Consider the following 23,021-nt stretch of genomic DNA (forward strand, 5'->3'; position numbering starts at 1 on the left):
CATTATCTACCAGTAATCTGCTTTATATCTTATACTTTATAGAATGCAATTCTGGCAATTGTACGTGCTTGTTTAGATATAAGTTAGAGGAGAATTTATGAAAATACTATTGAAATTGGCTGTATTTCTGTTACTGACCCACGCATCTACTGCTCAACAAGTTGATCCATTAAATCTTGATAATGTGCTAAGAGAAAAGGAAAATTTGAATAGCCTATTTGGGATGGGTTTTGGAATTGGGAATCCTATTACGAATGTCACAATTTCCGTTCCGTATTTGGATATAGAGTTTGGATATGGGGGCTTTAATGGCCTGCACCCTAATAATTTCACACCCTACATTATTGGTGGGCTTGACATTATGTTTAAAGAAGAACTTTATCAGAATACTATAATGGGTGGTGGCTTTGGAGTGGGTGTAGATTGGTCTCAAGAAAAGCCTACCACCCCGCCTTCTGCAGAAAAACCAGAACAGGATGAAGATGAGGATGAGGATGGCGGAAAGGATCTTCCACAGGCTACAGCTAAAAACAGACTAGGTATTGTCCTCAGGCTTCCTATTTCACTAGAGTACAGTTTCTTAAAAAATATCGTAATAGGGTTTAAGGCTGTGGCTACGCTTGGGGGGATAATGCTGCTGGATTATATGTCGCTGGAGGGAATGAGATTTGGATTTTTCGGTGTGGGATACCTAAAAATATACATGTGAAGGAGAGTTAATGAGAGGAAATACTCAAAGGATATTCATTTTATTGCTGACGTTTAACTTACACTGCTTTGCTTTTTCTAAATCCAACAATGAAGCCTTTAAAATTAAGTGCAACTCAGAGAATGATGGAACCACTTGTATTACAAATGATAACAAAAAAGTTACTCCGAAGCCTAAGCCTACTCCTCCAAAACCGAAATCCAGACCCACCCCTCCTCTCCCACCTAATAAGCCTAAAATCCCCATAGCAGGACCTGCCGTACATAAGGAAAAAACTGTGTATGACTCGCTTGCTTTAGGTGCAGGAACTGGAAGCCCCGTAGGAAACATTTTATTTTCGATGCCCTATGTAGACATAGATCTAGGATATGGTAGCTTTGTTGGCTTTAAGCCTGGAAATTTTCAAAATTATATCTTGTTTGGCATCGACTTGGTCTTTAAAAAAGAAATAGGGCCCACAGTAATTGTGGGGGGGGGGTTCGGTATTGGAGCAGACTGGTCTAAAGTAGATCTAGTGCCCCCCGGAGGTAAAGCCTTTACTACTTATGAAAGAATAGGTACAGTAACCAGGCTTCCTATAGTAATGGAATACAAATTCGCTAAAAATTTATCACTGGGACTTAAGGTTTATCCCTCATTTGGCCCAACCATACTACTGACAAAGCCAAAAATAGTATACGAAGGTATTAGATTTAGATTCTTTGCAGTCGGATTTATTAAGTTCACAATATAAATAAAAACGACAAGAATCCATTAGAATAGATTATAACGCATTTAGGCAGAAAGTGCGATAAAGATTTTCCCGTTTCCACGGATCAGTAGACTTTCATCACATACCCCCACAAACATGCTATCCCCCTTCTTAAGAAAAAAGTGATCATTTATCTGAAGTTGCCCATCCATGACTAACAAGACCATTGCACTCTCTCTATTGAAACAAATTTCTTCACTAATCTCTCTGTGAAGCAGCATCAAATTAGTATTTGGAAGTCTAAAAACCTTAAATTTGTCAATATCTTCCTCTCTGAGCAGTGAAAACTTTCCTTCCTCAAACTTACCTACCTTAAGCATTTCAGTTTTATCAATATATTTAGTAGTAAGTCCCGCCCTTATTACATTATCAGAATTAGTCATGAGCTCAAGACATTCCCCTTTAAGATAAGCATGCACCTCCTGACTCTCTGTATAGAGCACCTCTCCCGGCTTTAATTTAAAAATACGCATTCCTAAAAATACCAAAAGACCAACGTCTGCTCCATAAATTTTATAAATCTCATTAAACCAATAAGCTCTATCTTTTTCTAAAAAATTCAAATTTTCTTTCACTCTTCCAATAGCATCTTCAATCTCACACTCTTGTAAATCGAATATATTACTTACAAATTCCTTATGATTTGAAAAACTAAAATTTAACTTTAAATTTTTACATATATTTTTAATCTCAATGAGGGGCAAAAATCCTTTAAGAGCATAAAAATCACTTAACGCATATACAAGTTCTATTTTAGGATTTTCATCCTTATAAACTCTCCTAGGATCATTAATACTTATTCCCCTATCATTTTCGAGTTTAAAGCCCTCCAGGGCAATTTCTTTTGAAGGATGTATTTGAATTGACAAAGGCTTTAAGGCTGAGAGAACCTTAAATAGAAAAGATAATTCATTTCCCTTTCCCAAAAGCTCCCCATGGTGTTCTAAAAAATCATAAAGAGGGACATATTGACCGTCAATCAACACTTTACTAGAAAATGTCTTATGTGCTCCAAGCCACATCTCAGCTTTAGGCTGTCCATCTTGCTTTTGCCCTAAAAGAGAAGGAATGAAGCTAACTCCACCCCAATCATACTCCTTAATCTCATTTTTCATCAAAAATATATTGTCTATTCTCATTTAGATTCCCTAGATTTCAAAGATTTTAATAAAATTACCAAAATTGTTGCAACCGCAACTCCAGCAGCCATTGCAATAATAAACCCTAATTTATTATCAACCACAGGAAGCACTATGGGCCCTCCGTGTGGTGCATGATCTGCAACACCCAAAAACGCTGCAACAATGCTTGCAACAGCCCCCCCAGCCACTATTGACGGTATCACTCTCGCAGGGTCACTAGCAGCGAATGGAATAGCGCCCTCGCTAATTCCAATAAAGGAAATTAAGAATGATATCTTCCCAGACTCTCTCTCCTCTTCCTCAAATAACCTAGGCATAATCAAAGTAGCAAGCCCCATAGCCATGGGAGGAACAGGAATAGCTGAAGCTACCATACCCATTATTTGTGGGACTTGAGGAATCATACCAACACCAAAAAGGAATGCAACTTTGTTAAAAGGACCTCCCATATCAACAGAAACCATAGAACCGAGTATTAAACCAAGGAGAACTTTACCCAAAATACCATAAGCCTCTGAGTTACTCTGTAACGATTTCAGTCCACTCTCAAGCAATGTCATAAATTGTGCAATATAAGCCCCGACATAGAGCATGAATAATCCAATAATAACAGTGCTTATTAAAGGAATAACAAAAATAGGCATGACAGGTCTTATCCATTCAGGCACTTTTCTCTGCGCTATCCATCTAGCAACAAAACCTGCAATAAATCCGGCAAGTATTGCGCCTAAAAATCCTGATCCAACATCCCTGGCAAGAACTCCCCCCACAAGACCCGGTGCAAGACCTGGCCTATCGGCAATTGCCATAGCAATAAACCCAGCAAGTATTGGCAACATCATTCCAAAAGCAACAGCACCAATATCCGTAATCGTCTTATAAAAAGGATAATCTGCGAAATTTGGACCATCAGAACCAATTCCTGCCAATGATATTCCAAGGGCAATCAAAATACCACCGCTTGCAACAATCGGAATCATAGGAGAAACCCCACTCATTAAGTATTTATAAAAACTAGCATTGGGCTTTTTGGTTGCATCTCTTAAAGAAGGTTTTACACTCTTACAATTAAATATTGAAGCATTAAACGCCTCTTTAATAATACACTCTATGTTATTTATAGCCTTTGCAGTTGAAACCTTATAAACCCTCTTTCCATCAAATCTCTCTTCATTAACGTCCTTATCAACAGCAAGTATTACAACATCAGCATCCTTAATATCCTCTTCAGTTAAGGCATTCTCAATCCCAATAGAACCCTGAGTCTCAACTTTAATCCCATAACCTTGTTTCCTAGCCTCATTTTCAATCTTCTTGGCAGCAATATATGTGTGTGCAATACCTACAGGACAAGCAGACACAGCCACTATTTTTTTTGTCCCAGAATAAGTCACAGTATCGGCTGTAGAAGATTTTTCAATATTCTCTATGTAAGAATAAATCTCATCAGGATTATTTGCGTTTTTCAAAATATCTTTAAAATCATCATTCTCAAATAATTGAGCTATGAAAGCTATTGACTTGATATGGTCATTACCCTGTTGGCCTTTAGACATACAAATTAAAAATATTAAATTAATGGGAGGATTATCATCGGACCACTGTATGCCATCTCCCTTTACGTAAAGGAACGAAATAAAACTTGTCTTAACAGACTCTCCTACAAAATGAGGAATAGCAACACCGTTCTCCCAAGATGTGTCTCCAATATTTTCTCTATCAAGAATACCCTGAAGGAATTCATCTCTATTACTTGTATAACCCTCTTCACTTACTTTGTCTACTAAAAACTTAATGGCATCTTCTTTAGATTTTATTTCCGTAGATATAAAAACAAGCTCTTTCTTCAAAAAATCTAAAAACATATCCTCAAACCTCCTAGCCGCCAGCCTAATCGTATTGCGGTATAAAATTAAACCTTGATTTTTTTTATTAAAAATTAATAAAAATATGTTACAATTATTTTAAAGTTAAATCTATTAATCTGCCTTCCACTTGAACTTACTTTTTTGTTTCTAATTTATTTTATATTATTGAAGCTAATTTAACTATGAAAAAAATACTAAAACTTCGTTTTTTCTTGCTATGTTTTATGTTCCCATTTTTAAATGCAGAACAACAAAAAGATGAGATAAATAATGAAAAAAGCTTACCCTTAGAGGAACCATCAAATAAAAATGAGTACAACTTTTTCTCCGTAGAGAGAGGATTTACTTATTCAACAGGAATAGGGCTTGGAACTGGGTTTTTCATAAATTCTAAAATAAACCATTTAATATTTAGACCCTATTACATGTTTGCAACTAATCATTTTGATTTTCTAGCTGTGGTTATGATTACAATTAATGAAGACTATAACTTATCAAGAAAATTTAAGTATTCAAGCTCTTATATTGGCACGGGGGTCAATTGGCATATTGCAAATTTAGCAAGCAAAACAGAATATTTTTCATTGACCTTTGGCGTTGGGGGAAGATTTTACCTTTCAACAAACTTTATAGGCGACTTTAAATTCTATGGAAAAATGCCATATGTAGTAGAGCCATACACATTCTTTGAATTTTCCACTAAAAACTCTATATCCCACCTGAGCCTATATTCAAGATTTGACTTTTTATTTCTTGATACATTCAACATTTCTTTTGATTTTGGACTTAGATACAATTTTGGAAATACGGAGATAAAATCATGAGACAAATATTAAGGTTTCTATTATGTTTCTACATATTAATTTTATTAGGCTTTTTATTCCTTCATCAAAATCCCAAAATTTTAAAGAACGTTAAAGAAATAGCTTCTGCTTACATAGAAACATTTAAAGATAAAATTCAGAGTCCTCAAAGTGCAATTAGGCTAGAAGGGAAGAAACTCTTACCTAGGGGAGCCCTTACTACTCAAGTGCTAAATAAAAAATATTATTCTTTAGGGTATGCAGAGAGTGCAAGACAGGCAGAATGGGTGGCTTATTATTTAAAAAGAGAAATGGTCGAACTGGCTTTAACATTACTAAAGGAGAAAAAGATAAAAAGAATTAATAAATTTTTTGAAGATAAAGACATTAAAGGGATTAATCCAAAGTTAACTGATTACCTTAAGAGCGGGTATGACAGAGGACATATTGTAAGTTCTGCCGACATGTCTTTTTCTGAGGACGCAATGAAGGATACCTATTTTTTATCAAACATATCTCCTCAAACAAGAGAATTTAATTCTGGAATTTGGCTAAAACTTGAAAAATTAGTCAGAGAATGGACCCTTTTAAAGGGGAAAGTTTACATTATTAGTGCTGGTATTCTAACAGAAAATAAGGGATTCATTGGGAAAAATAAGGTCTTGGTACCGAAAAATTTTTACAAAATAGTGCTATCATTGAACAGTGATGATTCTTACGATATAGTCTCCTTCATTATCCCAAATGAAAAGGCTAGTGACTTGAATTTAAGAAATTATGTTGTGAGTGTTTATTCAATTGAAGAGAAAACCAGTATAGACTTTTTTGCAGAACTTGATTCTGGTGTTAAAGAAGTGATTAAAATGAAAAAAGATCCATATCGTTGGAAGTTTAGATGAAAATAGCCTTTATTAGATTTAATATCTTCTTATTCACAATTTTTGCATTAGGAATAGCCGTAATATCAACATTGATGTATTTTGTAAACTTTAAAGTAGACTTTTATACTTATCTTGTAAAGAGTTACAACAGAAATTTACCAACCCTGATTAACAATTTTTTCATCTTCAGTATCGGAATAGTAGGTTCCGTTTGGACATACATTAACTATAAAAGAACAAACAATATACAATTTGTATTCTTTTATTGCTTCATCTGCTTATACACATTCGAACCTCTCTCAATTCTTAAGTATTACTTTTTAAATCATGAACTAAATTTAGGATTTTACTACTACATGAAAATTTACCATTTAATAACCGTATTTTCGTTGCTCAATTTATTTTTTCTAAGCCTACATATATGCGATTTTCAAATAAAATCAATCACCTACACCATATATTTAATTTTCACTTTTTCAATTATCTATGTCTCTCTAGCTCCCATTAACGCATATGAGCATACCAATATGAATGGTTCTCTTTTGGGAACAGAAAATCACAAATTTTATGTTAATTTGCTCCTAATACTTACATCAGCGAATTTTTTAGTAGCATTTTTAAGAAAAAAAACCTCCAGCTATCTCCTCCTATTTATATCAATATCTTTAATAGTAATAGGGATATACTTAAAATTTATTGAAACCCCTTATTCTTGCATTCCAATCTCGATAGGAGCATCAATGTACTTAAAAGAATCCGGAAAGCTTTTCTTCTATTGGTTATGAACTTTAATTTCAGCACACAACAAGAGATATTATTGACACACCCACAGGCAGAAATAAGTTGTCATATTTTTTAAAATCGAAAAGTTCAACAATAACAGCTCCCAATGCAACAACAGATGCTAATATCAAATCTGGGAAGAAACAATAACAGACAATAAAAGAGACTAAAAAAATAACAACACTACCAGAAAATGTCTTATTGTTTACAAGTTTAAAAGAAGGAACTATCTTTCCAAAAAGACTTGCAAGCCCATCACCAAGACAGGCTGAAAATATTCCAATATGATTAAAAGGCTCCGGTATAAGATAATATGTGAAAAATATACTCACTACTAAAAATATGGGCGAGAGCGCTATTTTACAAGAAGACATTTCTCTGGTCTTTAGCATGATTCCTGATATATATCGCAGCAAGGGTAAGTTTATTTTCATGAGTCTACACATTTCCGAAATTAGGTACATAATCACAAAAAATAAACTAGATGCTAACCCTAACCAAAAATTTATTTTATAAAACAACAAAAATATTAAAGTAGAGATATGAAAAAATTTTCTACAAATTTCATATTTGATATTTTCCTCAAAAAAAATTCGACCAAACATTAATTGATCTTCCTTACAATAATATTAAATTTTAAAAAAGAATTTGGTTTTATAACCTCACCAATACCCTTATCCCCATAAGCAAAACTTGGTGGAATTATTACCGTCCTTTCCTCTCCTTCATGCATATCCTCCAGCATTATGTCCCAACCCCTAATTACTTGCCCGCTACCAACCACAACCTTAATCGGCTCTCCTCTCTCAATTGAACTGTCAAACTTTGCTCCACTTAGTAAAAATCCTTCATAGTCTACTCTTAAAACATCGCCCTTTTTAATACCCCTCCCCTTTCCTTGCCTATCAATCTTATAGAAAATGCCATTGCTATCCTTTTGGTAATCTCTATAATTCTCATAAATCATTTCAAGTTGGGAAGATATGTATTTTTCAGCCTCTTCTATCCTACTTGATTCATAACTTTTCTTTAACTTTACAAATTCTTCATCACTGACCTTAAAGGCTTCAGCCTCAGCACCAACACGAGTAATTTCCACTCTCTCTATTTTATCTCCCTGATTTATACCATAAACCGTATCCATTCCTGAAACCACCTTGCCAAAAATTGAATGCTTAGAATCAAGATAAGAAAGCTTGTCTGAGAGAGTAATAAAAAACTGACTTCCATTGGTATCAACTCCTGAATTAGCCATAGAAACAATTCCTTCTGAATTGTGACTCAACCCCCTACCCAGCTCATCTGGGAAAGAATAACCTGGTCCCCCAGTACCCGTTCCTGTAGGATCTCCTGTTTGAACAACAAATCCATCAATTACTCTATGGAAAATAATATTTTCAAAATAAGGACCGTTTGTAACAGAATTATTAATCAGGCCCTCACTAAGACCAATAAAATTCATAACTGTCAAAGGAGCAATTTTGTAATAAAGCTCTATTTTTATATTGCCTTTATTTGTATAAATTGATGCAAATATCCCATTACCATCCACTGCACTTTCCTTTTTATTAATACAACTCATTAAAAATAAAATAAACAAAAGATAAAATAAACACGTCCTCACAAACATCTTCCTTCTCCCGATATTAAATAAAATTACCAGTTTCAATTCTATAATTATTTTATAAAATTTGTAAAATTAACTAGAAATTTATCATAATTAAGTAATATTTGATTAATAGGAAAGGGTATAAGGTTTGGGTCTAGTTAAATGCTAAGTGTCAGCGATGAACTGCTTCTAAAATTCTGCAGTTTTGTATACGAAAATAGCGGTATTCGTTTTGATGAAAAGAACAAGGTTGTACTCAAGGGTCGTATTAACGATGCTATGCACGAGCTTGAAAATGTTAACACGCCAAGTCAGTTATATGATTTAATTCTTTCTGACAGTCTTAAAAGGGATTATTTCTTGGACCTTGTGACAACAAACCTAACACGATTTTTTAGAAACGAAGCTCATTTTCAGACCTTTGAAAGATTTATAGTTCCAAATTTAGTAAAAATTAAAAATAAGGAGAACAAAAAAAAAATTGTTGTATGGTCTGCTGGTTGTTCAAGTGGAGAAGAACCGTATTCATTAGCATTTGTTCTTAAATCTAATCTTCCGGAAAGCTTTGATTTTGTTGTCATCGCATCTGATTTAAGCCTAAAATCTCTGATGATAGCAAGAGAAGGTTACTACTCTGCTCAAAAGTGTGAACACATTCCAATAAAATACAAAAAATATACAACACCACACATGGATGGATACAGGGTAACGTCTGATATTAAGAAACACATACGTTTTGATTATCATAACTTGAATTTTGAAAGTGGATTTTTAAATATTGATGTCGTTTTTTGCAGAAATGTGCTCATATATTTCGATGAAAAATCTAAAATACAAGTTTTGAAAAAGTTTTACTCCTCTATGTCCTTAAAGAGTTACTTGTTTATTGGACACTCAGAATCGCTGTTTGGCCTTGATCTTCCTTTTAAATTTTTAAAAACACCTTGGGCCATAATATACGAAAAAGACGCACAAAGTACTCCAAAAGCAAAATTGCAATTCCAACCCAAGTATAGGTTATAATTTGATCAACACGAGTTTATAGGAGCAAGGCACAAATGAGAACAAGAATTTATGTGCTTGTTATTGAAGATTCTGCTATTAATAGAAAAACCATATCGGATATCATTAATTCGTCTTTAAAACTTGAAGTTATTGCAACTGCGTCTAACGGAGAATTTGCCCTTAAGAAGCTCAGTAAACATCCCGATGTCATATTATTCAGTCTGGAAACAGAAACAATAAAGGAAATTGCATTTTTACAAGCAAAGAAAAACATTGATAACAAGATTCCTGTTGTCGTTCTGTCATCAAGCGAAGATATAGCAAAAGATGCACTCCTAAGGGGAGCAGATGATTTTATCATCAAATCTGATGCTGGCATAGAATGTATAAAAGATCAAATTATTGATTTACTCTCTGCTTACGGAACAAAGGCTATAAAAAGCAAAATTATCCATAATACTAATTTAAAATTAAAAACAAATAAAGTTGTCACAAGTGGTGTAGCCAACGAAGAAGCTTTAAATACATCAAACACAATGGATGAAAATTTAATAATTCAAAAAGATAAAATCGAAAGTGAAATTCTTGATAAAGAAATAATATTAGATGAAAAAGATTTAAAAAAACTTAAAAATAGAAAATTCGATATAGTAGCCATTGGAATATCTACAGGAGGACCTGTTGCATTAAAGACTATATTGCCAGAAATCCCAGATAATTTTCCTATACCAATAATAATTGTTCAACATATGCCAAAGGGATTTACGTCAGAATTTGCAAGAAGTCTTGATAACATCTGCAACTTGGCTGTAAAGGAAACAAGTAATAAAGAAATACCAAAAAAGGGATTCATATACATAAGCTCCAGTGGGTACCACACTAGAATTAACAAAGTCAATGACAATTATCAAATAGAAGTGTTTGACGATAAAAACGTAAACGGACACAAGCCATCTATTGGAGTATTGTTTAAATCCATATCTGAAAATGTGAAAGAGAAAGCAATAGCCTTTATAATGACGGGAATGGGAAGTGATGGATCCAGGGAAATTGGAGAGATTAAGAAGGCTGGGGGTCTCACTTTCGCTCAAGATAAAGAAAGTTCTGTCGTTTTTGGTATGTCAAAAATCGCAATAGAAGAAAATAATGTAGACTATATAGTTTCAATAAACCATGTGGTAAAATTGTTGAAGGCTATTTTGATTGATGATTGAAGTTTTAAGATGAGGATATTCTTTGGATATTAGAGAAGAGGGCACTGAGGATTGTTTTTCGCATGTTAGCACTCTTGATGTTGATAGTGATAGGGTGTACATATTAGGGACGGCACATGTGTCAAAGAAGAGTTCACAAGACACGGCTGCCTTGATTGAAAAACTAAAACCATCCTTTGTTGCTGTCGAACTTGACGAAGCACGCTGTAATGCAATTCTGGACACGGACGAGCATAGGAAGTGGCAAGATCTAGATATATATGAAGCAATAAGGCAAGGAAAAGCATTTTTATTAATAGTTCAAATAGTGCTAAGTAATTTCCAAAAAAAGTTAGCAAAAGAACAAGGGATTAGTCCTGGAGAGGAAATGAAAACAGCTATTTTGAAGGCTAGAGAGCACAATATTCCAGTAATACTAGCAGACAGAAAAGTTGAGATAACGCTAAAGAGGGCTTGGAATTGTGTTCCATTTATAGAAAAAATCAAAATAATATCAAGCCTGTTCTCATTTTCAGATGCGAAAGTAACAGCAGCCGAAATTGAGAAATTAAAAGAACAAGATGCTCTCTCAAGTATGATGGAAGAACTTGCAAAAGAAATTCCTACCGTTAAGAAAGTTTTAATTGACGAAAGAGATGAGTTTATAGCAAGTAAAATACTTGAGGGTTCGGGTACGATTTTTGCGGTTGTCGGAGCTGGACATGTAAAGGGTATAGTAGCAAATTTGAGGAGCATGAAAGAAAACAAGAAAACAATAGACATTGGTGCTCTATGCAACATACCTAAGAAGATTTTCTCATTGGGCAAATTTGTATCTTACTTAATTCCGATTTTAGTCATTGCACTAATAGCGAGCTCGTTTTATTTTAAGGGATTTGATTTTGCCTATAAGAATTTAGAACTTTGGATATTGTTTAATGCTTCGTTTGCAGGTCTCGCCGCTATCCTCTTAGGAGCCAACCTCATAACAATATTTACAGCTTCAATTGGCGCTCCAATATTTTCTCTGATTCCATTTATTGGCACAGGTATGGTTGCAGGGCTTGTTGAAGCTTACATAAATAAACCAAAAATAAAAGACTTTGAAGACCTACAAGAAGATTTAACTAACATAAGGGGATACTTTAAGAATAAGGTTACAAAAATTTTATTGATAGTGTTCTTTGTCAACATTGGCTCTTCTATTGGAACAATTGTTGGTCTTAAATTTTTGTTCAATATTTTCAGCTAAACATTAAGAGTAAGGACTACAGGAGTTGAATCATGAAACTTGTTTTTTTAGGATCCCCAGGTTCTGGTAAGGGCACAATCGCTAAGATCATTTTAAAAAAGTTAAACTATTATCACATTTCAACAGGGGATCTATTCAGAGAAGAGATCACACATTCTACTCTACTTGGCAAGGAAATAAAACGAATAGTTGAAAGCGGAAGATTGGTTCCCGATTCAATCACGATTAAACTTGTTAAAGACAAAATTAATACCCTTGACAGCCCAGATAATTTTATTCTTGATGGTTTCCCAAGAAATATCGGGCAAGCTCAGGCTTTAGATGAATTCTTGCAGAATTTTAAAATTATAAATTTTTTAATTGATGAAGAGATCCTCATTAAAAGACTTTCCGGAAGAAGAATATGCAAATCCTGCGGTGGAATATTTAACATATACACACTTCCCACAAAAGAAAAGGGAGTTTGTGATTTTTGCAAAGACACTCTTTATCAGCGAAAAGATGATACAGAAGAGTCTTTAAAAGTAAGACTTAAAGAATATCACTTGCAAACAAAGCCATTAATAGATTTCTACTCAATTAGCAATAGACTTCACAACATAGATGCATCCGAAAATGTTGATGAGGTGGAAAAAAATTTGATGAAAATAATAAAATAGCTTAATAAGAGTATTCTTGCAAAAAGGCCACTAACAGATTTCTACTCAATTAACATTGAACTTCACAACATAGATGTATCTGAAAATGTTGATGAGGTGGAAGATATGAAAGCAAAGATTTATGTACTAAAAGTTTTGTTTGTGTATTTGTTGTTCTTGCAGTCCTTTTTGGTTCATCCAAATGAGAGTCAAGACACCGTAAACAAAGGATATTTTTATATCAATCTCCAAACTGCTTATTATCCTCCACACGCACTTGGAACAACAGGTGGCTTCTTCTCTCCAAGTTTCATAACTCCTCAGATTAAACCCGTAACACCAAACAGTCAAATTTCACCCAGTTCATGGGGAAGTATCAAGCTAATTTCATATTTAGGCTATTATAAATTTATTAAAGTTTTAGATAGTCCCAACTCACTTTTATTCCAAAGCAACGGGGTTGATTTAGACTTAAACATTGGACTCTCTCCCGTTCTTACCTTACTTAAAGGCAGAGTCAGCATCACTCCCATTGCCTTTATGAATTTATACACAGCAGTTGAAGTTGGAGTAGGCTGGAAGGGATTTGGATTTAAGGGCGTTGGAATACACATTGGAGATGGAATCTATTCAAAAAGTGCTGAATTTTATTCCGAAATAACGATGGGAGGTCGCCTACAATTTGACCTTAATGCTGTACTTGGTGGGGAATGGACTCATATTATTACCGTACTTGGTGGCCATATTTTACACATAAATAATGCTCATGCTGTTTCCGGCCAACTTTGGATATACAAATCTGATGAAGGCAAAACAATAAATGGATTTACAATAAATCCTTATGCACTACTAGCCTATAAAATGCCATTATCCCTCAACACAATAGGCCTTTTATATGAAGGAAAAACATACATTGGCGATGCTAGAAATGTGAGCACAGTATCAAATAAAGGATGGGGAAGTGATTTCTTTTATCATAATATTTCCTTTGTTACAAACTTTGAAATCACATCACATTTAAGTCTGGATATACAGCTCAAATTTTCAACAAAACCTATGTACACGGAAGATACAGTAGGCATGTCTGATATTCTAAAGAGAATTACTACAAATAACTCATACATGCACTACGATTCTATCGGGTTTTCTTTAACTTACAAAATTTAACTTCAATATTTAAACTGATTTCGTCCAGAGACCTTGGCTTCATATAACTTATCATCAGCAAGTTTAATGATTTTGGTAAAATTAGTATCACAAGGGATTTGTTCGGCAAGTCCGATTGAAACTGTAACAAACCCAGACACACTGTTGTATTCATGAACTATTTCCAAACTTTTAATGTCTTCAATGATCAAATTAACAATAATAATCATCTCATCTAAACTCTTATTAACTGAAAATAAAATAAATTCTTCGCCCCCATAGCGAGCAACCCATATTTTATATCTAACAGCAATTTTATTCAGGCTCTTTGCAATCAACTTAAGGCACTCGTCTCCGTTGGTATGTCCGTAGTTATCGTTGTACTTTTTAAAATAATCAATATCCAGCATCCCCACAATGACCCTTTCTTTATGTTCCAAGGCCTTCATCCAAGATTTAGCAAATTTATCTGTAAAAAACCTTCTATTAGGAATTTGAGTAAGTCCATCAATCCTTGCAAGGTTTTTAAAATGATCTCTAAGTCTTTTAAGTTCAAGGTGAGTTTTAATCCTTGCGTCAATAATTCTTGCGTTAAAAGGTTTTAAAATATAATCCACCCCACCAACGTTAAATCCTTCAAGTTGAGCATCAGTAGAATCTCTTGAACTAATAAAAATTATAGGAATATCTCTTGTTTCAGGATCACCTTTAAGTCTTCTACAAACCTCATAACCGCTAATATCTGGTAGCAATACATCAAGCAAAATAAGATCAGGGCTATCAATCTTAACCTGTTTTAAAGCATCAAACCCATCTATTGCAACCCTGATTTCATAATCATCTTGCAATATATCTATTAGCAAATCCAAATTTGTAGGAGTATCATCTACTAGAAGTAATTTTTGTACTTCAACTCTATTTTCTTCCAAATCATCCAGTACTATCCCTTCCATTATGTCTTCTCTGTATCAACAAAACCCGCCATACGTTGAACAATTTTAGAACTATCTTCAAACTTATATAACCTCAAATTTTTTAGAAGAGAATCAAATAACGCTCTTTTATTCTCATCCAAATTATATCTCTTAAGCACCTCAAGTACTTCCTTATATTCTTTAGGGTTCCTGTTCTCTATTCCACGTAAAAGCCTTCGCATAAGATACAAAAACTCATCATTACTCTTAAAGTTTAATTTTTCCCGACCCACACTATTAACATCACTTAAAATATGTATTTTTATATTTTCAATAAGCACAAGCAAATCTTTACGTATCTCATAGTAAAGCATTTTCAATTCATGAACAGGCTTTTGACTTATCTCAATCTCTCTAAATTTTTCAAATAAGCTACTACGCATATTACCAAGAGCTCCGGTAACCGAATGCGTCGCAATTTTTACCACTTCTAAATCTCCTACGCGAAAGGCACTGTCCAATTCAACAATGAAATTATCAATGACATCAACAAGTCCCTTGCACAAGTTTTTATACACATCATACGAAATATCAAGGTCTCTTAAAGCCTTTCTAATATCCAAATGAGGGAAATTCGGATATTTACCCTGGCCGATGTCTTCTAGATTATTATCACCTTTAAACTCAACCTGTAGATACTTCGTCAACACATTCTGAATTGCCCTGATATGTATTGGCTTTGCAATATAATCATTCATCCCATGATCAAAACATCTATCTTTATATTCTCTTAACGCATGCGCTGTGACAGCTACTAAAATACATGGACTTAAGTTGTTATGCCTCTCAAACTCACGTACCGCCTTAGCAACTGAAAAGCCATCACAAATTGGCATTCTTATATCAATAAAAGCTATATCATATCTCCTATTGCTTAAAACCTCAATAGCACGAGCTCCATCGTCCACAATATCAATAGAATTTTCACTAACTCCTATGGCAACTAAAACATTTTTCAAAACCTTCTGATTAATTTCATTATCCTCGGCTATTAAAATACTAACGTCATCTTCTATTTTAATAACATTAAAATCGTCCAGTATTGCCTCATCTGAAGTAAAGCCGTTTCTAATCCAACCAGAATAAAAATCCCACCTTCTGCAAGGCTTTTGAATACATTTATATTCAAGATCAATCATCTCATTATTCGTTAAATAAGGAACCACAAAAATTATTCTTGTAGTGGAGCTTAAGCGTTCTATCCTTTTAGCAAAATTAATTCCTTCCGGTACACCAACATTGGTTACACTTATAAAAACAAAATCATAACAAGGATTTTTATGAAACATCTCATAAGCATCATCATAAGAATAAGAGTAATGTATGTTATCTTTGTAATCAAATATCTCACTTATTTGACTAAGTACCCTAACAGCCTTTTCATTTGGAAGTAGGCTTAAGATCTTTTTGTCCCTTACCAACTCGAATTTATTTGACTCTTTATCCCTACCCTCAATCTTGCCTCCCAAAACAAAAGGCAACACAAATGAAAAAGTTGTTCCCGAGCCCACCTGACTCTCAACCTCAATACCAGGACCTCCCATTAAACTGACAAGCTTCTTTGAAATCGCAAGTCCAAGACCAATACCCCCATGTATCCTTGAATCAGAGTTATCCTCTTGCTTAAACAATTCAAATATCTCAGATATACTTCTTTGTTTAATTCCTCTTCCAGTATCACTTACCTTAAATTCAATAGCAACTATTTCATCTCCCTTACTATCCTTTGTGCTGTACACATTCTCGTAATTTAAAACTATAATTCCATCATTGGTAAATTTAAAAGCATTTCCTATTAAATTGATAAGCACTTGTTTCAACCTAGAAATATCACCTATTAAGTAATTTTCTAAATTCGATTTCGAATAAAAAACTAAATCAAGATTCTGCTTAGCACTCTGAGACTGAAAACTCTTTAAAACGCTTTCAATTTCACGCTCCAGGTCTATCTCATTATTTTCAATATACATTCCATTCATGTCTATTTTAGAAATGTATAATATATCATCGATTAAAGAGAGCAGTGATTTAGATGAATAATTTATCATTTGAACATATTCCCTTTGAGCATCAACAAGATCTGTACGATCCAAAAGTTCAGTAGCTGCTACTATCCCGTTAACAGGAGTACGAATGTCGTGACTCATGCTTGCAACAAAGATATTTTTAGCATTAATGGCATTCTTAGCAACTTTCTTTTCGCTAATTGCAGAAAAGTACATCTTTTTCCTAAAACTTATCTCCTGACCTAACCTGAACAAAGAAATGAAAAAAATAGTCAAAAGAAGTAAGACAACAATCATTGATGTCAGCAAAAATTTTTTAAATCCAATTTTCTTAGATCTCTCATAAACATTAGAAACCCAATCATCAAAATATAACCTGTTACCAACATTTGCACGGAATAAACTTTTTTGTATAATCCCCCTTAAAATATAATCCTGGTTATACACCGCAACATTTAAATCAAACTTTAAGTCTATATAAGTAGGTAGCTTTTTAACATCCTGCACGTTTAAATCCCCAAAGTTAACAGCAGCAGTATACTCATCACTAATAATCCCACTAACTTTACCTCTATAAAGAAGATCTAGAGCCTCCTTAAAGCTCTCCACTTGTACTAACTGCGTTTTTGCTTTAAAACGCAATTCCTCTGTATATAAAAATTTAAGTATTGCACATCGATCATAAAAATTGAAAGGGAATAGTTTAATCTTATTTGAAAAAACATAAAGTGGAATCCCAGTACTTGTCTTAATGTTAAACATATAATCCAGGTTTTCCCCCTCTAAATTAGTAGCTAATATATCTACTTTCCCCAAACTAATCAAATTTTCAACCCCATCCCCCTTGTCAACTCGGAGTATGTCGAATTTTAAATTTGTCAATCTTTGTATCTTATCAATTAACTCTTCATTTACCCCTCTGTAACTACCAGAATCAAAATAATCAATAGGATACCAATCCTTTACAGCAAGACTTAACTTTTTATTATTTAGTAACCAAATTTTCTCCTCAATATTGAAATCGTTCTTACCTACATAACCATATCCATTACTCTGATAATCTTTAATTTCATCCTGATCAAGCCAATTATTATCTATTTGTAATAAAGTATCAAAAAAAAAGTCTTCTATTATTGCATTCAGCATGTATGAAAACAACTTAAACCTTTTGTTATTAGTTGCAAATACCAAAGACCTCCTTTGACTGAAATTTGGATCTTCTGATTTTAATATACTGTTATATCCGTGTTTTTTTAATAAATACCTCGTGGTTATTGAATTTTCTACAAATCCATATGAATTACTTACTACACTTGAAAAATTGTTTACTATGTCTGTGTTTCTATCTAAACTAACATTGTCAAAATTTAAATCAACAACCTGAGAATTTATGACCCTTTGGCTATTTTTGGCATTCGTAAAATAAAGCTTGAAATCAAGCAAGTATATTGGAATAGTCTCTTTATAATTTTTAGAACCTAAAATATCTCCACTTTCTTTAAGAATGCCCCCCCAAACAGATACATTCTTATCGTCTAGGCCTTTTTTAATGCTTTCTTTTGGAAATCCCACAAAATTTACTACAAACCCGTACTTCCTAGAAAGAGTCTCCCATAGATCAACTAAAATACCTAAAGGTTTCCCTTTAGAATCAATAAAACTTAAAGGAGGATAGTCACTATATATTCCAATATCAAGAGTAAACAAAATATCCAATTCCTTAAAAGATTTATACTCTTCTCTAGAAAGCGATTTCATGTAACTTAAAAGATCAACATTTAAAGTCTTTAAACCACTGATGGCATTCTTACTAACAGCAAGCCTTACACTGACACTATGAAAATAGTCGGAATTAAAAAGTTCGATAAAATATGGGTAAAAAGACTTATACCACACACAAGTCAGTGATTTACAGCTCCCATATACTAAATCGATTTTATTATCTCTTAACGCTAAAAGCAACTCTTCAGTGTCTTCAAACAAAAAAATATTATCAATCCGCCCATGAAATCTCAAAATATCTTCATATATTGTGTTCTTCACAACCCCTATTCGTAAGTTATTTGAAAAAAAGGAGCTGGGCCTGTTTTTGCCCCCCTTTTTGTCATAATATAACGCAGTAACACACTTACCAATCTCATTTTTAAAATGAAGATATCCATTTAAATTTGAATTGTAAGTCAGGCCCAAATAGATCACATCGTCTTCAATTTCATCTTTATCAAGACGACTAATAGCCTCTATCTCAACATTGTAATTGTTATCTCGTGCCCACTTGGAAAGTAGAGGGAAAATCATTCCAACCATATTGCCCTCTCCATCCTTGTAATAAAGAGGATAATACTGATCCACAAGCTTAAACTTTATAGTCTGACCAGCAAATAAATCAAAAACAAAAAAAAAAGCAAAAAAACAATACTTAAATTACGCATATCCCTATCATACAACTAGACTAAAAACAAAAACCCTGGCAATAACCTACTCTCCCGCGAACTCGCAGTACCATCAGCGAATAGGAGCTTAACTTCTGTGTTCGGAATGATAACAGGTGTTTCCTCCCTTCTTTAACCACCAGGGTGTTTATAAGGAAGACAAAAATATGGTCAAAGATTCGGGTAATTAGTATTAGTCAGCTTAATATATTACTATACTTACACTTCTAACCTATCAACCTGGTATTCTTCCAGGACCCTCATAGGATATCTCATCTTGAGGAAGGCTTCCCACTTAGATGCTTTCAGCGGTTATCCCTTCCGAACGTAGCTACCCAGCACTTACCCTTGGCAGGATAACTGGTACACTAGAGGTTCGTCCATCTCGGTCCTCTCGTACTAAAGATAGTTCCTCTCAAATATCCAACGCTTGTGGCAGATAGGGACCAAACTGTCTCACGACGTTCTGAACCCAGCTCGCGTACCGCTTTAAATGGCGAACAGCCATACCCTTAGGACCTGCTTCAGCCCTAGGATGCGATGAGCCGACATCGAGGTGCCAAACCCTCCCGTCGATGTGAACTCTTGGGGAGGATAAGCCTGTTATCCCCGGAGTACCTTTTATTCGTTAAGTGACGGCGCTTCCACTCGCTACCGCCAGATCACTAAGACCTACTTTCGTATCTGTTCGACTTGTCAGTCTCACAGTTAAGCTACCTTATGCCTTTACACTTACAGAGTGATTTCCAACCACTCTAAGGTAACCTTTGCGCACCTCCGTTACTCTTTAGGAGGCGACCGCCCCAGTCAAACTACCCACCTGGCACTCTCCTCATATCACTACGAGTTAGAAACTTAATTAAGCAAGGGTGGTATTTCAAGACCGACTCCACCATCCCTAACGAGATGACTTCAAAGTCTCCCACCTATCCTACACATACCTAACCAAATTTCAATACCAAGCTATAGTAAAGGTTCACGGGGTCTTTCCGTCTAACCACAAGTAATCGGCATCTTCACCGATACTTCAATTTCACCGAGCTCCACGTTGAGACAGCGTCCAAATCGTTACACCATTCGTGCGGGTCGGAACTTACCCGACAAGGAATTTCGCTACCTTAGGACCGTTATAGTTACGGCCGCCGTTTACTGGGGCTTGAATTCAATGCCTCGCTTTTACACTAACATCTCCTCTTAACCTTCCAGCACCGGGCAGGTGTCAGTCCCTATACTTCTCTTTACAGATTTGCAGAGACCTGTGTTTTTGGTAAACAGTCGTTTGGACCATTTTTATGCTACCTAATCTCTTAGGTCGTACTTATCCCGAAGTTACGTACGTATTTTGCAGAGTTCCTTAACGTGGATTCTCTCGCGCGCCTTAGAATTTTCATCCCACCTACCTGTGTCGGTTTGCGGTACGGTCCCTCATAGCCTAACCTTAGAAGTTATTTCTTGGCACCTTGACTACCTACATTTCACGCTGCCTAAACAACGCTCATCATCACATCTCAGCTCTTCTAGCGGATTTTCCTACTAAAATCAACACCTCAATGCTTAAACTAGGACAACCATCGCCTAGCAGTAGTTAACCTCATGCGTCACTCCAATCGAAACTATAAGAGGTACGGGAATATTAACCCGTTTCCCATCGACTTCACTTTTCAGCTCTGCCTTAGGGGCCGACTAACCCTGGGAAGACGACCTTCACCCAGGAAACCTTAGGTTTTCGGCGAATGGGGATCTCACCCATTTTTTCGTTACTCATACCTGCATTCTCACTTCTGATACCTCCACTAAACTTCCCAGCTTAGCTTCTCAGGCTTACAGAACGCTCCCCTACCACTCTAACCTAAATTAGAATCCAAAGCTTCGGTAATGTGTTTAGCCCCGTTACATTATCGGCGCTTAAGTACTCGACCAGTGAGCTATTACGCACTCTTTAAAGGTATGGCTGCTTCTAAGCCAACCTCCTGGCTGTCTACGCACCTAAACCTCCTTTTCCACTTAACACATTTTTGAGACCTTAGCTGTTGATCTGGGTTGTTTCCCTCTCGACCACGGACCTTATCGCCCATAGTCTCACTCCTATTCATCATACAATAGCATTCGGAGTTTAACTGAGTTTGGTACCCTTTGACAGGCCCTAGCTCAATTAGTGCTCTACCTCTACTGCACTAAAATAAGGCTGAACTTAAATCCATTTCGGGGAGAACCAGCTATCTCCGAGTTTGTTTAGCCTTTCACTCCTATTCACAGCTCATCCCTGCCTTTTTAAACAGACTAGGGTTCGGCCCTCCACTTGGTTTTACCCAAGCTTCAGCCTGGCCATAAATAGATCACTCGGCTTCGGGTCTACCACATCTAACTAAATCGCCCTTTTAAGACTCGCTTTCGCTCAGGCTCCAGCACTTCTATGCCTTAACCTCGCTAGACATGATAACTCGCAGGTTCATTATGCAAAAGGCACGCCATCACCATGAATAAATCATGGCTCTGACTGCTTGTAAGTCCACGGTTTCAGTTCTATTTCACTCCCCTCCCGGGGTTCTTTTCACCTTTCCCTCACGGTACTCTTCACTATCGGTAGCTTTCTAGTATTTAGCCTTGGAGAGTGGTCTCCCCAGCTTCAAACAAGGTTTCTCGTGTCTCGTCCTACTCAGGAACATCTTTAAGAAGATATTTACATTTAAATTACAGGGCTATCACCTTCTCTGGCTAACCTTTCCAGATTATTCTTCTATATAAATACTTTGTAACTTCTCAGTTTATCACAGACTAAACTTCAAGTGTCCTACAACCCTCCGAATGCAACGCTCTGCAGCTTGACACATCCGAAGTTTGGGCTACTCCCCTTTCGCTCGCCACTACTCAGGGAATCTCTTTGATTTCTTTTCCTCAGGGTACTTAGATGGTTCACTTCCCCTGGTATAGCCTCTACCACCTACGCAGTAGATGATTAGCATCTAGCTAATCGGATTACTCCATTCGGTAACCTCGGGATCATAAAATGTTTGCTTCTCCCCCAAGCTTTTCGCAGCTTACCACGACCTTCTTCGCCTTAAAGCTCCTAGGCATCCACCATAGACTCTTTATTACTTTGACCATATTTTTATCTTCCGTCTCTAAATTGCCAATTCCAATCGTTTATACAACATAGATTAATATATACGTTTACTTTTTCTATGTCAATACCCTCAAAACATTTTTATCAACAATTTTTAAGAACGCACACCCAGCCCAAATTTATAAAACGAAACAATCAACAATGACACACCAAGTGCTACAATTAACTAAAAAGGAGTAGGCATGCACAAAAAAATGCTCTGTTTAATATCATACTCACTCATCCTGAATTGTACCTCAACACCGGAGGATATACCCGAAATACCAAAAGGCACAGAAGAGAGTCTTACTAAAATAATTTTTTTAGAAACAAATACAAATGAACAAGAAATTGAGAATTTAAAAAGATACGCCGAAGGATATATTAAAGAACTGATAAACTGGTTTATTATTACAAAAGAAATAATTGAAAAAAATCACATTGCGTTTGCAAACACAATGCCTACTGAAGACAAACAATTCATGGAATATGAATTAGAAAACAAAATGAAAGATTACAGCAAAAATTTATTCATCAGGGATGATGTCTATCATGGATACACACTAGATGAAAAAAAGTCACATTTCATCCCGTTAATGACTGAAGCCTCTATCTTATATGGTAGAGCAGAGAGTATAAAAAACACCTACGACAATTATATTCGACAAAATAAAGAATGAGATAAATACTATCCAATTTTAACTGCTAAAATACAATTAAGTGGTA

General features: G+C 35.1%; 17 protein-coding genes and 2 rRNA genes. 11 read left to right on the top strand and 8 right to left on the bottom strand.

The genetic code is table 11. The features are described 5' to 3' along the window. Positions 1 to 97: 97 nt before the first annotated feature. Both QYZ68_RS02035 and QYZ68_RS02040 read left to right on the top strand, forming a co-directional pair. Positions 98 to 709, top strand: coding sequence for a DUF3996 domain-containing protein (locus QYZ68_RS02035; RefSeq protein WP_301383921.1), 612 nt, complete (start codon positions 98 to 100; stop codon positions 707 to 709). 10 nt (positions 710 to 719) lie between these two features. Continuing rightward, complete coding sequence (locus QYZ68_RS02040) at positions 720 to 1,442, top strand: DUF3996 domain-containing protein (protein ID WP_301383922.1); 723 nt, start codon at positions 720 to 722, stop codon at positions 1,440 to 1,442. 41 nt (positions 1,443 to 1,483) lie between these two features. Here the strand turns inward: QYZ68_RS02040 and manA are convergent, their stop codons facing one another. Both manA and QYZ68_RS02050 read right to left on the bottom strand, forming a co-directional pair. Further along, positions 1,484 to 2,599, bottom strand: a complete 1,116-nt coding sequence (gene manA, locus QYZ68_RS02045) for a mannose-6-phosphate isomerase, class I (protein ID WP_301383923.1) — start codon at positions 2,597 to 2,599, stop codon at positions 1,484 to 1,486. After that, positions 2,596 to 4,467, bottom strand: coding sequence for a fructose-specific PTS transporter subunit EIIC (locus tag QYZ68_RS02050; RefSeq protein ID WP_301383924.1), 1,872 nt, complete (start codon positions 4,465 to 4,467; stop codon positions 2,596 to 2,598). Before QYZ68_RS02050 ends, manA begins: the two co-directional genes overlap by 4 nt. 185 nt (positions 4,468 to 4,652) lie before the next feature. Here QYZ68_RS02050 and QYZ68_RS02055 point away from each other — a divergent pair, with 185 nt between their 5' ends. The 3 genes from QYZ68_RS02055 to QYZ68_RS05915 are packed head-to-tail and all read left to right on the top strand — an operon-like array spanning position 4,653 to position 6,939. Further along, a complete protein-coding gene (locus QYZ68_RS02055) occupies positions 4,653 to 5,294 on the top strand; it encodes a hypothetical protein (protein ID WP_476390618.1) in 642 nt (213 codons plus the stop codon). Further along, on the top strand, positions 5,291 to 6,172 hold the full coding sequence (locus QYZ68_RS02060; protein WP_301383926.1) for a DNA/RNA non-specific endonuclease: 882 nt from the start codon (positions 5,291 to 5,293) through the stop codon (positions 6,170 to 6,172). Before QYZ68_RS02055 ends, QYZ68_RS02060 begins: the two co-directional genes overlap by 4 nt. Then, on the top strand, positions 6,169 to 6,939 hold the full coding sequence (locus tag QYZ68_RS05915) for a hypothetical protein (protein ID WP_476390619.1): 771 nt from the start codon (positions 6,169 to 6,171) through the stop codon (positions 6,937 to 6,939). Before QYZ68_RS02060 ends, QYZ68_RS05915 begins: the two co-directional genes overlap by 4 nt. A gap of 9 nt (positions 6,940 to 6,948) precedes the next feature. Here the strand turns inward: QYZ68_RS05915 and QYZ68_RS02065 are convergent, their stop codons facing one another. Beyond that, a complete protein-coding gene (locus tag QYZ68_RS02065; RefSeq protein ID WP_301383927.1) occupies positions 6,949 to 7,542 on the bottom strand; it encodes a diacylglycerol/polyprenol kinase family protein in 594 nt (197 codons plus the stop codon). After that, a complete protein-coding gene (locus QYZ68_RS02070; protein WP_301383928.1) occupies positions 7,542 to 8,567 on the bottom strand; it encodes a peptidylprolyl isomerase in 1,026 nt (341 codons plus the stop codon). Before QYZ68_RS02070 ends, QYZ68_RS02065 begins: the two co-directional genes overlap by 1 nt. 141 nt (positions 8,568 to 8,708) lie before the next feature. On the opposite strand from QYZ68_RS02070, the gene QYZ68_RS02075 reads away from it, so the two are divergent. The 5 genes from QYZ68_RS02075 (at position 8,709) to QYZ68_RS02095 (ending at position 13,801) form a co-directional block, all read left to right on the top strand. Continuing rightward, the gene (locus QYZ68_RS02075; protein ID WP_301383929.1) at positions 8,709 to 9,569 is read left to right on the top strand and encodes a CheR family methyltransferase; all 861 of its coding nucleotides are present in this window, start codon (positions 8,709 to 8,711) and stop codon (positions 9,567 to 9,569) included. Positions 9,570 to 9,604: 35 nt separating this feature from the next. Then, positions 9,605 to 10,765, top strand: a complete 1,161-nt coding sequence (locus tag QYZ68_RS02080; protein WP_301383930.1) for a chemotaxis protein CheB — start codon at positions 9,605 to 9,607, stop codon at positions 10,763 to 10,765. Positions 10,766 to 10,787: 22 nt separating this feature from the next. Then, complete coding sequence (locus tag QYZ68_RS02085) at positions 10,788 to 11,996, top strand: TraB/GumN family protein (protein WP_301383931.1); 1,209 nt, start codon at positions 10,788 to 10,790, stop codon at positions 11,994 to 11,996. A 32-nt stretch (positions 11,997 to 12,028) separates the two neighbouring features. Next, positions 12,029 to 12,655: an adenylate kinase gene (locus tag QYZ68_RS02090; RefSeq protein ID WP_301383932.1), complete on the top strand. Its 627-nt coding sequence runs from the start codon at positions 12,029 to 12,031 to the stop codon at positions 12,653 to 12,655. A 105-nt stretch (positions 12,656 to 12,760) separates the two neighbouring features. After that, entirely contained in the window at positions 12,761 to 13,801 is a 1,041-nt protein-coding gene (locus QYZ68_RS02095; protein ID WP_301383933.1) for a hypothetical protein, read from the top strand. Positions 13,802 to 13,803: 2 nt separating this feature from the next. Here the strand turns inward: QYZ68_RS02095 and QYZ68_RS02100 are convergent, their stop codons facing one another. The 4 genes from QYZ68_RS02100 to QYZ68_RS02115 all read right to left on the bottom strand — a co-directional run bounded on the left by QYZ68_RS02100 (position 13,804) and on the right by QYZ68_RS02115 (position 22,295). Beyond that, complete coding sequence (locus QYZ68_RS02100; RefSeq protein ID WP_301383934.1) at positions 13,804 to 14,733, bottom strand: diguanylate cyclase; 930 nt, start codon at positions 14,731 to 14,733, stop codon at positions 13,804 to 13,806. Beyond that, the gene (locus QYZ68_RS02105; protein ID WP_301383935.1) at positions 14,733 to 19,067 is read right to left on the bottom strand and encodes a response regulator; all 4,335 of its coding nucleotides are present in this window, start codon (positions 19,065 to 19,067) and stop codon (positions 14,733 to 14,735) included. Before QYZ68_RS02105 ends, QYZ68_RS02100 begins: the two co-directional genes overlap by 1 nt. A gap of 158 nt (positions 19,068 to 19,225) precedes the next feature. Continuing rightward, positions 19,226 to 19,336, bottom strand: a 5S ribosomal RNA gene (gene rrf / locus QYZ68_RS02110). 23 nt (positions 19,337 to 19,359) lie between these two features. Then, positions 19,360 to 22,295 (bottom strand): 23S ribosomal RNA (locus QYZ68_RS02115). Between the two features lie 203 nt (positions 22,296 to 22,498). On the opposite strand from QYZ68_RS02115, the gene QYZ68_RS02120 reads away from it, so the two are divergent. Next, complete coding sequence (locus QYZ68_RS02120) at positions 22,499 to 22,975, top strand: hypothetical protein (RefSeq protein WP_301383936.1); 477 nt, start codon at positions 22,499 to 22,501, stop codon at positions 22,973 to 22,975. Positions 22,976 to 23,021 lie beyond the last annotated feature (46 nt).

This window comes from Borrelia sp. P9F1 (genome assembly GCF_030436115.1).
Classification (GTDB): domain Bacteria; phylum Spirochaetota; class Spirochaetia; order Borreliales; family Borreliaceae; genus Borrelia.

Coding starts and splice junctions, on each gene's coding strand:
- QYZ68_RS02080 (WP_301383930.1), top strand. CDS start 9,605: ATGAGAACAAGAATTTATGTGCTTGTTATTGAAGATTCTGCTATTAAT.
- QYZ68_RS02075 (WP_301383929.1), top strand. CDS start 8,709: ATGCTAAGTGTCAGCGATGAACTGCTTCTAAAATTCTGCAGTTTTGTA.
- QYZ68_RS02100 (WP_301383934.1), bottom strand. CDS start 14,733: ATGGAAGGGATAGTACTGGATGATTTGGAAGAAAATAGAGTTGAAGTA.
- QYZ68_RS02120 (WP_301383936.1), top strand. CDS start 22,499: ATGCACAAAAAAATGCTCTGTTTAATATCATACTCACTCATCCTGAAT.
- QYZ68_RS02055 (WP_476390618.1), top strand. CDS start 4,653: ATGAAAAAAATACTAAAACTTCGTTTTTTCTTGCTATGTTTTATGTTC.
- QYZ68_RS05915 (WP_476390619.1), top strand. CDS start 6,169: ATGAAAATAGCCTTTATTAGATTTAATATCTTCTTATTCACAATTTTT.
- QYZ68_RS02040 (WP_301383922.1), top strand. CDS start 720: ATGAGAGGAAATACTCAAAGGATATTCATTTTATTGCTGACGTTTAAC.
- QYZ68_RS02090 (WP_301383932.1), top strand. CDS start 12,029: ATGAAACTTGTTTTTTTAGGATCCCCAGGTTCTGGTAAGGGCACAATC.
- QYZ68_RS02105 (WP_301383935.1), bottom strand. CDS start 19,067: ATGGTTGGAATGATTTTCCCTCTACTTTCCAAGTGGGCACGAGATAAC.
- QYZ68_RS02070 (WP_301383928.1), bottom strand. CDS start 8,567: ATGTTTGTGAGGACGTGTTTATTTTATCTTTTGTTTATTTTATTTTTA.
- QYZ68_RS02095 (WP_301383933.1), top strand. CDS start 12,761: ATGAAAGCAAAGATTTATGTACTAAAAGTTTTGTTTGTGTATTTGTTG.
- QYZ68_RS02035 (WP_301383921.1), top strand. CDS start 98: ATGAAAATACTATTGAAATTGGCTGTATTTCTGTTACTGACCCACGCA.
- QYZ68_RS02050 (WP_301383924.1), bottom strand. CDS start 4,467: ATGTTTTTAGATTTTTTGAAGAAAGAGCTTGTTTTTATATCTACGGAA.
- manA (WP_301383923.1), bottom strand. CDS start 2,599: ATGAGAATAGACAATATATTTTTGATGAAAAATGAGATTAAGGAGTAT.
- QYZ68_RS02060 (WP_301383926.1), top strand. CDS start 5,291: ATGAGACAAATATTAAGGTTTCTATTATGTTTCTACATATTAATTTTA.
- QYZ68_RS02065 (WP_301383927.1), bottom strand. CDS start 7,542: ATGTTTGGTCGAATTTTTTTTGAGGAAAATATCAAATATGAAATTTGT.